Source organism: Acinetobacter apis, from assembly GCF_900197575.1.
GTDB lineage: Bacteria > Pseudomonadota > Gammaproteobacteria > Pseudomonadales > Moraxellaceae > Acinetobacter > Acinetobacter apis.
The window spans coordinates 1047046-1060159 of record NZ_FZLN01000001.1; the positions used below are offsets into that span (position 1 = coordinate 1047046).

Sequence of the window (13114 nt, forward strand, 5' to 3'; positions counted from 1 at the left end):
CACCTTTTCAAATTTGAGAGAGAATTTATATGGAGTTTCAAGGCATTTGCCATAAAATGCATGCCGATTTAGCCAGTCTCAGTATAACAGATCAAGATACTGAACGAGCCAATGTTCAATACACGTTTATTCTCGATCAAGCTAAAATCGACTTACCGCTTACCATAGGTCAGCATATCGAAATTTCATGGACAGGCAAAATTTATTGCACGTCATGTGGTAAAAAAACACCCAAATCTTATGCACAAGGGCATTGTTTTCAATGTTTTAAAACCAAAGCCTCATGTGATATGTGTATTATGAAACCAGAAACTTGTCATTATCATTTAGGCACATGCCGTGAAGATGATTTTGCCAAGCGTATTTGTTTTCAGCCGCATATTGTTTACCTTGCCAATTCAAGCGCGTTAAAAGTTGGAATTACCCGTATTCATCAAATGCCAACCCGTTGGCTTGACCAAGGGGCAAGCCAAGCATTGCCAATTATGAAAGTCGGTTCACGGCGCTTATCCGGCCATTTAGAGGTCATGTTTGCTGAACAAGTTGCAGATAAAACAGATTGGCGTAAATTATTAAAAGGTGATGCCGAACCTATCGATTTAATTTCATTGCGTGATGAGCTTATTGATGAATTCTCAAGCCAAATTGAATTAATAGAAGATGAATTTTCCATGAACTTTGAATTTGATGAGCATGTTGAGCGCTTAGATCAAGCCAAAGTCCAAGAATTTGTTTATCCTGTTTCAAGCTATCCAAGCAAAATCAAATCACATAACCTCGAAAAAGCCTTGACCATTCAAGGTACATTACAAGGAATTAAAGGCCAATATCTCATCTTTGATACCGGCGTGATTAATATTCGTAAATATACAGGCTATGAATTAGTGATTCGGAATTAATGCCATAATTGCAGCCACAGGGTCATCTGTCTCACCTGAAATAAGACGTTTATGCATACTTAGATGTTGCATTTGCTGAATTTTAGCAGTTTCTTCGTGCATCAAATCTATGATGTGCTTTGCTAACTGCTCAGGTGTGGCTTGGTGCTGAACCAATTCCTGAATCACTTGTTTGCCTGCAATAATATTAGGTAAAGAAAAATAAGGAATCTTAATCATACTTTTAATGATGTAATAAGTTAGCCAATGGAGTTTATAAAAGGTCACCATAGGACGATGTAATAACATGGCTTCTAATGTGGCAGTCCCCGATGCTAAAGCCACAATATCACTTGCAGCCATTACTTGACGGCCGATTTTTGATTCTGTCTGCGTATTGTCAAGTAAATGCACTTTGTCTTGTAACGATGTCGGATAAGCCTGAAGTATTGTTTCAATTTGCTGATGTCTAGCTGCATTAATTGCAGGCACAATAAAGTCGTATTCATCTGAAGATTGGCATACACGCGTTGCTGCATCAAAAACCAAAGGTGCAAGACGTTCGACTTCACCACGGCGACTGCCCGGCAATAAAGCAATATATTTTTTATTTGGGTTCAATCCCAATGTCTGTTTGGCCTGTGCTAAGTCATGTTCTAATGGTAATTGCTTCGCCAATGGGTGTCCTACAAAAATTGCAGGCACATCAAATTGGCGATAAAAGTTTTTTTCAAAAGGAAATAAACACATCACAAGATCAATACTTTTCTTGATACCAAAGACACGTTTTTGCCGCCATGCCCATACCGATGGACTCACATATTGCACAGTTTGAATGGGCAGCTTCAGTTGTTTTATTTTTTTGGATAATCTTAAATTAAAATCAGGCGCATCAATACCAACAAAAACATCTACAGGCTGTTTTTGCCAACGCTCGACCAAACCATCTCGGACAGCAAATAAAGTTTTTAAATCTTTTAATACTTCAACAATCCCCATGACTGCCAAAGTTTCCATTTTATAAAAGCTTTCAAACCCCTCAGCAATCATTTGTGGGCCACCAATGCCTTCAAAATGTGCATGAATCCCTGCTGCTCGAAATTGTCTCATTAATTCGGCACCTAAGGTGTCCCCTGAAACTTCACCCACCACAATTCCGATTCTGATTACTTGGTCTGTCACGCCGTTATCCTGCATTCATGTTTGTCACATTATAGGACTTTTTAAGAATTGATAGATACTATTTCACATTCAGCAAGCTTGATTAGTTTCAAAAAAGATATTATGAATTAAATATTTATAATTTTTTTTTATGACGTCATTTAAAAAATTCATGCAAATATATGTTGCGATTATGTGTCTTTTCGTGAATCATACTGAGAATTGTTTACACTTACGCTATCGAGTGCATTACCATGCCATTCAAACGCTCTTCCCTCTCCCTTGCAATCATCAGTATCACTTTAATTTCGACAAGTTTTGCTCAACAAGCGATTGCTGCCGATGATGTTTTTCTTCCAACCATTACCGCACACTCGGATCAAACACAAAATCAAAGCAGTGAAGCCAGCAAGTCATATACAGTCAAAAAGAATGCTAGTGCCACAAAATTAAACATTAGCACCAAAGAAACACCGCAAACGGTGAATGTCGTTACGCGACAGCAAATGGATGATTTTAACTTAACCACAACACGTGATATTTTGAGCAACACGCCAGGTGTTACTGTCACGGGTCTCGAAACCAACCGTACCACCTATACCGCACGTGGCTTTGATATTTCGAATATTTTAGTGGATGGTGTCGGCGTTCCAACGGTCGATAGCTATAACTATAATAACTCTGACAATGATGGTTATTTTTATGACCGCATTGAAGTGATTAAAGGTGCCGATGCACTCACCAATTCACTTGGTGACCCAGGGGCAACCATTAACTATGTTCGAAAAAAGCCAACTCAGACATTTCAAGCCAATGCAGCTATAAGTTATGGTTCTTGGGATACACAGCGTTATGAAGCAGATATTGCAGGTCCATTGACCCAAGATGGTCGAGTACGTGGACGAATTACAGCTTATGAAAAAGCGGGAGACTCGTATTTAGATAAGTACTCTGAAGAAAAAAATGGTGTACAAGCCATTCTTGAAGCAGATCTTACCGATACAACTTTGGCATCTATCGGCTATTCACATACCAACCAGTTAACCAATGGCTCACAATGGGGTGCATTACCTTTGGTCAATCAAGCCGGCCAACAATTAAGTTATGCACGAAGCTATAACTATGCGCCGTCTTGGACCTATTATGATTGGACGATTGATAACTACTTTGCCACCATTGAACAAAAGTTAGGCGACAATTGGACAGCAAAATTACATTACAATGATACCCGCTCTGATTTAACCAACAAAATGTTAAATTTGTGGGGTACACCAAGTGCAACAGACAGCACATCAGGGATTAATCTGTATCCGAATATTTACAACCAAAAGTTTGCCAAACAAACTGCAGATGCCAATATTTCAGGCTCATTTCCTTTATTTGGTCAGCAACATGAAGCAAGCTTTGGTTATACGTGGTCAAAAAGTACCACGCGTAGTACATATGCAAGCGCATCTATTGGTTATACAACGGATCTTGCCAGTTGGTCACCTGCGGAACCAACATGGAACAGCATGACTGTGGTTCCAACAGAGCAATATACTATTCGCTCACTATATGGCTCAGCACGTATTCATCTGAATGATGACTTAAAAGTCATTTTAGGTGCCAACTACTCAGAAATTGATTTTAAAGACACTTATAAGAAAAATAAAACTTCACCATATGCAGGGATTACTTATAACTTCAACCCTACCTATACCGGTTATGTCAGTTATACCTCAATTTTCAGACCACAAACGGTGATTGATTTAGCCACCAAACAAGTGGCTGTGCCTGTTGAAGGTGAAAGTTATGAAACTGGTGTGAAGGGTACATGGCTCAATGACCGTATTACAGGTTCTTTATCTATCTTTAGAACAGAGCAAAGTAATTTTGCATTAAACCCTATCTTTATTGGCAATGGCTATTATTCATATTTAGGGACAGTCCGTTCTCAAGGGGTTGAACTTGGCTTAACAGGCAAAGTAACCGATGATTTAGATTTGATTTTTGGCTATACCAAATTCAGTTTAAAAGACACAAGCAATGGTATCAATCCTCGTCAATATAACCCAACCCAAACCTTTAATGTTTTAGCGACTTATCGTGTTCCACAGTGGCCAAAACTTAAAATTGGTGCAAGTGTTAGATGGCAAGATGACATCGCTGACCCAAGCACAAGTAATGGATATGGTTTGATTCAGCAAGATGCATATGCACTGTTTGGCTTAATGGCAAGTTATGACTTCAATAAATATGTTTCAGTGCAAGTCAATGGTAATAATTTGACCAATGAAAAATATTTAACTGGACTAAATGGTGGTCAAGGGTATTATGGCGCACCAGCCAACTATAGCGTTGCATTTCGCTTTAAATACTAAATAGAGATGACTTTTATGTACATGGATACCATCAAATACAGACTCAACATTTTTTCTCGTGTCGTGCTTTCGTGTGTCGGTGGTTATCTATGTACCATGTATTTTTCTTTGGTCTTGGCAAGTCTGTTCACTTCAGTCATGCCACGTGCTGAAGCAGTCTTTTTATCTGCATTTTTAGCTATCTTATTTTTCGTATTTTTTTTCATGACATCCTTCGCAATCCACTCATTTAAACATGTGATGGTGTTTGGGTTATCTACCACTGCGCTTTTTTATATTTTGTCATATATATTGGGCTAAATAAGTATGAATAAGTCAATCCGCCAATCAATGGCTTGGTTACACTCATGGACAGGATTGCTCTTAGGTTGGCTATTATTCGTTATTTTTGCATTAGGTTCATTATCTTATTACCGTCATACCATCACCACGTGGATGCAGCCTGAATTACAACAAATTCAAGTCAAACAAGAACAGGCTTTAGAGTCTGTTTTTCATTATTTAAGTCATGAAGCGCCTACTGCCAAGGGCTGGTATATTAATTTAGCCTCACAAGAGGCACCTAGCACGCGCGTCTATTGGCAAACTTCAGATGGCAATTATGTCAGTAAAGTACTTGACCCCAACAGTGGACAAGACATGCAATTATCACTCACTCAAGGGGGTGACTTTTTTTATAACTTTCATTTTCAATTGTTTGCAATTCCGATCACGATTGGACGACTGATTGTCTCTTTTGCTGCTTGTATCATGCTGATCGCTTTAATTTCAGGCATCATCACACATAAAAAAATATTTGCTGAATTCTTTACATTAAGAACATTTAAGTCCCAACGCTCATGGCTTGATTTTCATAACATGGTGTCTGTCATTGCATTGCCTTTTTTTCTGATGATTGCTTTTACAGGGCTGGCTATGTTCTTTTACTTGTATCTACCAACAAGCTTACAAAAGCTTTATCCTGAAAATCGCTTCGGTTTTTTTGATGAAATTCGCACAATACAAGCACAACATGTACAAAATAGCGAAGCCAAACCCAGTCCAATGCTTGATTTCACAACCATTCAACAACGCATTAAAACCTTATGGCCAACACAACCTGAAATTGACAGTGTGCAAGTTTTACAGCCTTTTACAGATCAAGCCAAAATTGTGCTCAGACAAAAAGAAGACCACTCCATCACACTCAATGCAGAACAACTGACTCTCTCATTGGTTACAGGTGAATTACTGTCCGACTCAAGAAATCAACACCCTGTTGCTAAGCTCTATGGTGGGATTTATGGTCTACATATGGCACCCTTTGCTACCCCTTTATTAAAACTAGCCTTCTTTTTTTCAGGTATTCTAGGCTGTTTAATGATTGCATCTGGCCTGTTGTTGTGGAGTGTTAAACGTCATATTCAAAACAAAACAGCGCGCTTTCATTTTGGTCATTACATCGTAGATCGTTGCAATGTCGCCACTTTTGTTGGCTTACCCACAGCAATCACAGGTTATTTATATACCAATCGGCTTTATACCTTGTCACATCAAAGTGCGCCAAACCAAGAAATTACAGTGTTTTTTCTCACATGGCTATTAATGCTTTGTCTCGCTTTGGTCACCCCAAAGCAGCGACTTTGGTCAGTACAACTAATTATTTTTATTGTGCTTGCAGGCTTATTGCCGCTGATCAGTAGCTACATATTATATCAAGGTCATTATATTCAAAAGATTAATGATTATTCCGCATATGCTGCATTCGATCTTTTTATTTGGTTATTTGCAGGGCTTGGTTTGTTTATTTGGAAAAATATTCACCCCATTCAAGCGCAAGTACAGAAAAAAATGCAAGCCAAATACCACCCAAAACAAGGTCAATCATCATGATGTATTTAGTGATTTTTAGCTTTATCTATAGTGGATTTTACATTTTATTTTTGCTGAGTGAGAAACGCAAAAAACAAACCGCTGTCTCGCGTTTCAAGTGGGTATTGCTACACCGACGAGCCTTAACAGTATTGGCCTATCTGCTTTTTGTTAGTGCAGGTGTGATGCTAATGTCATTACACAGCATGTCTGTTGGTTTTGTGAGTTGGTGGATTTTTTCAACCCCCTTGTTATTGCTTTTAATTTTAGGTCACTGTCACTTTAAATCAGATAAAAAGTAATGCTTGATTTTAATTATGATAACCATCTCATAATGAGTAGATCATATTAATTTTACAGTAATAGGTATTTTAGAATACACTACTCAATATTTTAAAATATTTAACTGATATTATTAAAATATATAATAAATTAAAGTAATATATTTAAAAATTTTATTTAAATTTATGTGAGCAATACATAAAAAACGAAGATAACTTTACATGTAATGAATGCCATCTCAAGTCATAGCACAGCTTAAAATTACAGCATTATTCTTAAAAACTAAATTACAGCGTACTTTGCCCAACCACTGCAATGTTTGATTTAGCAAAGTTTAAAGATGTAACATGAATACTTATTTAATTTTTAAATTAAAACATTAACTTATAATTTTTAATAAATATGGATTGCATTTTTATCATCATATATTTTTTATAACAACAGAATTAATCCATATTAGGGATTATAAGGCGCATTATATTAAATGGAAAATGGCTTAATAGGAAACACTAAATTCTAGTATATGTAAGTAATAAGTCTTATTTTAAATTTTACCAAAAGTTTTATAGTAGTTTAACTCTTTTTAAATAATGGTCTAACTTTTAAAAAACCACTAAAAAAATTTTTATATGATGCTTAAGGATAGCGTCATAGATCTCAAGCACCAATCACAGAATGATCTGTGACTGTAGCCATGTTCTTATACGGAGATTTAAAATGCAAGAATGGACTCAGACGCTAGGGACACTTCCCCTGCTGAGCATTGCAGCTGGAGCTATCGCGCTCATCTTATTTATGGTTATCAAGCTAAAATTACATGCTTTCTTGGTACTCATCCTTGTATCTTTACTCACTGCAATTGCCACAGGTATTCCGCTTGAAAATATTGCGAAGGTTTTGGTTACTAACTTTAGTACAACTCTTGGTCATGTAGCACTACTAGTCGGTCTTGGTGCGATGCTTGGTAGCTTGGTAGAGTCTAGCGGTGGCGCTCGAATCCTCGCTGATAAAATGGTCAGCATCTTTGGCGAAAAACGTGCACCTTTTGCTCTAGGTATTGCATCTTTAATTATGGGCTTTCCCATATTTTTTGATGCTGGTCTTATCGTCATGCTACCCATTGTATTTGCAGTTGCAAGACGCCTCGGTGGCAAAAATCTACTGCTTTATGGCTTAACTTCTGCTTCAGCACTTTCAGCCATGCACATCTTTTTACCCCCCCATCCAGGTCCTGTTACTGCAACAGCAACCTATGGTGCAAATCTTGGTATTGTGCTGATTCTCGGTTTAATTATTGCTCTTCCAACGTGGTATCTTTCAGGGTATCTATGGGCTAAATTCATTAATAAACGAATTCCCTTACCAGTACTTGCCCTCTTTGGCAGTCCTGACGATGATGTTGAACCCACCAATCCACCATCAGCAAGAACTGTCATCGGTATTATTGCCATTCCTCTGTTACTTATTTTTATGAATACAGGTCTGACTGCGCTGATCTCAGCAGGTGTTCTAAATGGTAATTATCTTTGGGTACGCGCGCTCATTCTAATCGGCACAAGCGAAATCGCTCTTCTGATTGCTCTTATTGTTGCTATGTTTGTACTTGGAACCCGTCGCGGTATCCATGGAAGAGTCCTTGATAAAATTGTTGATCGCTCGCTTGCTCCAATCTGTTCTGTCGTACTCATCACAGGTGCAGGTGGTATGTTTGGAGGAGTACTTCGTGCATCAGGTATTGGCGATGCACTTGCTGAAAGCCTAAACAGCCTTGGATTACCACTTATTTTTGCAGCATATCTGATTGCCGCTATTTTACGTGTTGCACAAGGCTCAGCAACCGTTGCGCTTGTCACAACCGCAGGTCTACTTGCTCCTGCTGTTGCTTCAGCTGGATTTTCACCGATGGCACTTGCATGTATGACCATCGCCACAGCCGCAGGATCGGTTTTTGCAGGTCACGTTAACGATGGTGGTTTTTGGCTCATGGGTCGTTTGATGGGTATGGATGTAAAAACCACTTTAAAAACTTGGACCATGCAGCAGTCTTTAGAATCAATTATAGGTTTTGCTATTACGCTTGTGATTTTCGCAATCATTTAAGGAGTTTTTATGTTCGATCTTAGCAACAAACTCGCACTTGTAACAGGCTCTTCCCGAGGCCTTGGTAATACTTTAGCCCGGGCACTTGCATCAGCTGGCGCACAAGTCATTTTACATGGGCGCGACTTGGCAGCACTTGATCGTGCTGCTGATGAGTGGGAAGTATCCTATGGTACACGCCCGCAGACTATTTTATTTGATGTGCAAAATGCCAAAAGTGTTGAAACTGCAATTCTTGAAATAATTGAGCGTTTTGGTACACCGGATATTCTCGTCAACAATGCTGGAATTCAGCGCCGCGCACCATTTGCAGAGTTCGAAGTTTCAGATTGGGATGACATTATCGCAACTAACCTATCTAGCGTTTTTTATGTATCGCGCTTTATCGCGCCTCATATGATCGCTCGTGGTTCGGGTAAGATTATTAATATTGCATCTGTACAATCCGCCTTGGGACGGCAAACCATTGCTCCATATACTGCAAGTAAAGGTGGTGTTGCCCTATTAACTCGAGGGATGACCGCCGATCTTGCACGTCATAACATTCAAGTCAACACACTGTCTCCGGGCTACTTTGCAACAGACATGAATAGCGCCCTCGTTGCTGATGAGCAATTTACAACATGGCTTGAACAAAGAACACCTGCTGGGCGTTGGGGGCGACCTGAAGAACTTGCTGGGGCTTTGGTATTTTTGGCATCGCCCGCAAGCGACTTTGTCACAGGACAAAATATTTTTGTAGATGGTGGTATGACAGCTGTTGTGTAATTAAAAACCTTGAATTGAACTCAGCTCCCATATGGGAGCTAGCGCAAAAGCCTTACTAAATCGAAATTATTCTTTTAACGCTTATTAATGTATTTCATGATTTAAAAGGATCTTTTAATTCTTTATCTCATATAGACTTAACCCTATAAAATATGTTTTTAAAGCTGCTATAAAAATAATATCTGATCATGATCAGATATTATTTTACATATTACAATGATAAATCGCTCTTTTCATCTTGGTTTATCTAACAAGCCTCCTCATTATTCAAACCAATTTTTTGCATAATCTGCGCTATAATCTGTTCAGGTGTGAGCGTCACATCAATAATCATCGCTTCACTCACATCAGGCTCTTCTAAGGTATCGAGTTGTGTTTGTAATAATGCTGGGTCAAAAAAATGGTCTTTTCTTTCAGCAAGTCGATGCTGTAATAACTCATACGAACCTTTCAAATAAACAAACTGCACATTGCCATCATGACCACGAAGAATATCGCGATAACTCCGTTTCAATGAAGAACAAGTAAAGACTGCCGTTTGCCCTATTGCTTGTTTGGCTTCGATGGCTTGGCGAATCGCTTGCAACCACGGAAAACGGTCTTCATCAGTTAAAGGAATGCCTTGACTCATTTTACGTTTATTCGCCATTGAATGAAGCGTATCGCCATCGATAAACTCACACGCCAAACACTCAGATAATAAACTACCAATTAAGGTTTTACCTGTTCCACAAACACCCATTGCAATAATAATCATAGCGATTCACCTCTGATTAGAATGCAGCGCTGTGAAAAAGATAGAGTAAATATAGAAAGACCACTTTGCAATGAAAGGTAAGTTATACTGATCTGTTTTAGTATTTTAGCAACAGCGAATTGCAGCAGAATAAAATTCACTGTTAAATAGACTGTGGACATTACAATCATGACACTTGAAGTCATAACCATAATTACCTTATTAATCAGTATTATAAACTCCCGAATAATCTCCATATGACACATCTCCTTGTCAAAATTTGATTTGGGCAAACCACCCAAATAAGTGCCTATAATCCGTAAAAACACTCAAGATCAAGACACTCAGTTTTATCCTTAAATAAGATCAATTTTTCTTGATCAGCAAATACAGCATTGAAAAGCGATTCAAACTTATCCTTATTTATTTGTTAATTGGCTGGCAATTTGAGCCAAACGCGTAATTTCAGCCCAATCTTGTGACACAACTGATTGCTTTGGTGTTAACCATGAACCTCCTACACAGACAACATTCGGCTGCGCTAAAAAATTTAAAGCTGTTTCTGCTGTAATACCACCCGTTGGACAAAAACGTAAGTTTGGAAATGGACCGTAAAATGCTTGAAGCATAGCCACACCGCCAGCTTGTTGAGCTGGAAAAAATTTCACAATGTCATAGCCAAGTTCAATCGCTTGAATTAAATCACTGGGTGTCATCACACCAGGTAACAACGGTAAGCCTGCATCTTGTGCAGCCAAATGTAAATCTTTGCTCAAACCAGGTGATACAGCAAATTGAGCCCCTGCCTTTTTGGCTTGGGCACATTGTTCTGGCTTGGTAATGGTGCCAACACCAACCACAATATCATCAGCCAATTGGCTTGCACGCTCAATGGCAGCAAGACCTGCAGCTGTGCGTAAAGTAATTTCAAGAACTTTTACACCACCTGTATGTAGCGCACGCGATACATGCTCTCCTTGTTCTGCTGTATCAAATGCGAGTACTGGAATGACAGGTCCTAATTGAACAATATCTGCAATTTTAATCATGACTAATCTCTCCTTGTTTTATGATTAAAGCCTAAATTTGAACATGTTAGCTAACAAGATCACCAAAAACAGAAGCCCCATGCTCAGCAGGTGCAGCTGCTGCACGGAATACACCAAATAATTCACGACCAAATCCAACTTCGTTTTCGGCTTGATGCATTGGCTGCGCAATAGGACGTGACTGCCACACTGACTCATCTAGCTCAATATCAAGTATCCCTGCTTCTGCATCAATCACCAACATATCACCTGTTTCAACTTTGGCAATTGGCCCATCGAGTAAAGCTTCAGGTGATAAATGAATGACCGCAGGCACTTTGCCTGATGCACCCGACATACGTCCATCTGTGACTAAAGCAACATGAAACCCTTGATCTTGTAATACACCAAGTACTGGCGTTAAACGATGTAGTTCTGGCATACCGTTGGCGCGCGCACCTTGAAAACGTACCACAGCAATAAAGTCTCGGTGTAATTCACCACGATCAAAAGCAGCTTGCACAGCTTCTTGCGAATCAAACACAATGGCAGGTGCTTTAACTTTACGATGTTCAGGTGCAACAGCAGAAATTTTAATGACAGCACGTCCTAAACGACCTTGCATTAAGCGTAAGCCACCATCTGGTTGAAATGGTGCATCCATGCTACGTAATACATTTTCATCAAGACTATGTTCAACTGCATCAACCCAAGTCAGCTTGCCATCAATTAGTTTTGGTTCTTTGGTGTAATGCTGTAAACCCTTTCCTGCAACCGTGATCACATCATTATGTAATAAACCTGCTTCAAGTAATGTGCGAATCAGAAAAGCGACGCCGCCTGCAGCCTGAAAATGGTTTACATCCGCCTTACCATTTGGGTATATTTTTGCAAGTAAAGGTACGACCGCAGATAACTCATCAAAGTCATCCCAATCAATTACAATGCCTGCAGCACGGGCAATCGCAATCAGATGTAACGTATGATTGGTTGAACCGCCTGTAGCGAGTAATGCCACAATGCCATTAATAATGGCTTTTTCATCAACAACATGACCTATTGGCGTATAGTTTCCACGTTCAACAGTTAAATCAAGAACACGTACCGCTGCTTCTTCGGTCAGTGCATCACGCAATGGCGTATGCGGATGAACAAATGCAGCACTTGGCAAATGTAAACCCATGATTTCCATGAGCATTTGATTGCTGTTTGCAGTACCATAGAATGTGCATGTACCTTGTCCATGATACGCTGCAGATTCAGCATCTAACAAAACATCTCGACCAACTTGCCCTGTTGCAAATTGTTGACGAATTTTAGCTTTATTATCATTCGATAAACCACTTGTCATTGGACCTGCAGGTACAAAAATCGTGGGTAAATATCCAAATTGTAAAGCACCAATCAATAACCCTGGCACAATTTTGTCACACACACCTAAGCATAATGCAGCATCAAACATATTATGAGACAGTGCAATTGCTGTACTCATGGCAATGGTTTCACGCGAAAATAATGAAAGTTCCATACCGGCATTACCTTGTGTAATACCATCACACATTGCAGGGACACCACCTGCAAATTGTGCAACACCACCATTTTTTCGCGCAGCTGTTTTAATTAAATCTGGAAAGGTTTTATACGGCGCATGTGCAGAAAGCATTTCATTATAAGAAGATACAATACCAATATTGGGCTCACGTCCAACTTTAATAATTAATTTTTCTGTATCTTCCATGCTGGCAAAACCATGCGCTAAGTTGGCACATGAAAGCGCACCACGCGCGGGAAATTTGCCTTGTGCCTGTTCAATACGCTTTAGATATGCAGCTCGGGTATTTTGACTACGTGCAATGACACGTTGGGTGACTTTTAATAATATTTGATTCGGCAAGTCCATGCTAGGCGCTCCTTTACAACCGGATAAGCTGGCAAACAAAGTATACT

At 39.2% G+C, this 13114-nt stretch carries 10 protein-coding genes; 5 read left to right on the forward strand and 5 right to left on the reverse strand.

All coding sequences use genetic code 11. The features are described 5' to 3' along the window. Nucleotides 1–29 precede the first annotated feature (29 nt). The gene (locus CFY84_RS04870) at nt 30–899 is read left to right on the forward strand and encodes a DUF2797 domain-containing protein (protein WP_088823056.1); all 870 of its coding nucleotides are present in this window, start codon (nt 30–32) and stop codon (nt 897–899) included. Here CFY84_RS04870 and lpxB read toward each other — a convergent pair. After that, nucleotides 882–2060, reverse strand: a complete 1179-nt coding sequence (gene lpxB, locus CFY84_RS04875; protein WP_088823391.1) for a lipid-A-disaccharide synthase — start codon at nt 2058–2060, stop codon at nt 882–884. The two genes, CFY84_RS04870 and lpxB, sit on opposite strands and share 18 nt — an antisense overlap. A 233-nt stretch (nt 2061–2293) precedes the next feature. Here lpxB and CFY84_RS04880 point away from each other — a divergent pair, with 233 nt between their 5' ends. Then, nucleotides 2294–4402: a TonB-dependent siderophore receptor gene (locus tag CFY84_RS04880; protein ID WP_088823057.1), complete on the forward strand. Its 2109-nt coding sequence runs from the start codon at nt 2294–2296 to the stop codon at nt 4400–4402. A gap of 83 nt (nt 4403–4485) precedes the next feature. On the opposite strand, the gene CFY84_RS11365 is transcribed toward CFY84_RS04880, so the two are convergent. Next, a complete protein-coding gene (locus tag CFY84_RS11365; protein ID WP_265734646.1) occupies nt 4486–4608 on the reverse strand; it encodes a hypothetical protein in 123 nt (40 codons plus the stop codon). Nucleotides 4609–4708: 100 nt separating this feature from the next. Between CFY84_RS11365 and CFY84_RS04885 the strand changes: the two genes are divergently transcribed. From CFY84_RS04885 to CFY84_RS04900, 3 genes are all read left to right on the forward strand, one after another. Then, nucleotides 4709–6274 (forward strand): PepSY-associated TM helix domain-containing protein, encoded by a 1566-nt coding sequence (locus CFY84_RS04885; RefSeq protein WP_088823058.1) that lies wholly within the window; start codon nt 4709–4711, stop codon nt 6272–6274. A gap of 978 nt (nt 6275–7252) precedes the next feature. Then, on the forward strand, nt 7253–8635 hold the full coding sequence (locus tag CFY84_RS04895) for a GntP family permease (protein WP_088823060.1): 1383 nt from the start codon (nt 7253–7255) through the stop codon (nt 8633–8635). 9 nt (nt 8636–8644) lie between these two features. After that, entirely contained in the window at nt 8645–9403 is a 759-nt protein-coding gene (locus tag CFY84_RS04900; protein WP_088823061.1) for a glucose 1-dehydrogenase, read from the forward strand. A gap of 247 nt (nt 9404–9650) precedes the next feature. Here the strand turns inward: CFY84_RS04900 and CFY84_RS04905 are convergent, their stop codons facing one another. From CFY84_RS04905 to edd, 3 genes are all read right to left on the reverse strand, one after another. After that, nucleotides 9651–10160 (reverse strand): gluconokinase, encoded by a 510-nt coding sequence (locus CFY84_RS04905; RefSeq protein WP_088823062.1) that lies wholly within the window; start codon nt 10158–10160, stop codon nt 9651–9653. 398 nt (nt 10161–10558) lie between these two features. After that, nucleotides 10559–11188, reverse strand: a complete 630-nt coding sequence (gene eda / locus CFY84_RS04915; RefSeq protein ID WP_088823064.1) for a bifunctional 4-hydroxy-2-oxoglutarate aldolase/2-dehydro-3-deoxy-phosphogluconate aldolase — start codon at nt 11186–11188, stop codon at nt 10559–10561. Nucleotides 11189–11234: 46 nt separating this feature from the next. Further along, nucleotides 11235–13067 carry a phosphogluconate dehydratase gene (edd, locus tag CFY84_RS04920; RefSeq protein ID WP_088823065.1) on the reverse strand — a complete coding sequence of 611 codons (1833 nt, stop codon included), beginning with the start codon at nt 13065–13067 and terminating at the stop codon, nt 11235–11237. Between the last annotated feature and the right edge of the window lie 47 nt (nt 13068–13114).

Coding starts and splice junctions, on each gene's coding strand:
- CFY84_RS04895 (WP_088823060.1), top strand. CDS start 7,253: ATGCAAGAATGGACTCAGACGCTAGGGACACTTCCCCTGCTGAGCATT.
- CFY84_RS04905 (WP_088823062.1), bottom strand. CDS start 10,160: ATGATTATTATTGCAATGGGTGTTTGTGGAACAGGTAAAACCTTAATT.
- CFY84_RS04900 (WP_088823061.1), top strand. CDS start 8,645: ATGTTCGATCTTAGCAACAAACTCGCACTTGTAACAGGCTCTTCCCGA.
- CFY84_RS04870 (WP_088823056.1), top strand. CDS start 30: ATGGAGTTTCAAGGCATTTGCCATAAAATGCATGCCGATTTAGCCAGT.
- eda (WP_088823064.1), bottom strand. CDS start 11,188: ATGATTAAAATTGCAGATATTGTTCAATTAGGACCTGTCATTCCAGTA.
- CFY84_RS11365 (WP_265734646.1), bottom strand. CDS start 4,608: ATGAAAAAAAATACGAAAAATAAGATAGCTAAAAATGCAGATAAAAAG.
- CFY84_RS04885 (WP_088823058.1), top strand. CDS start 4,709: ATGAATAAGTCAATCCGCCAATCAATGGCTTGGTTACACTCATGGACA.
- edd (WP_088823065.1), bottom strand. CDS start 13,067: ATGGACTTGCCGAATCAAATATTATTAAAAGTCACCCAACGTGTCATT.
- CFY84_RS04880 (WP_088823057.1), top strand. CDS start 2,294: ATGCCATTCAAACGCTCTTCCCTCTCCCTTGCAATCATCAGTATCACT.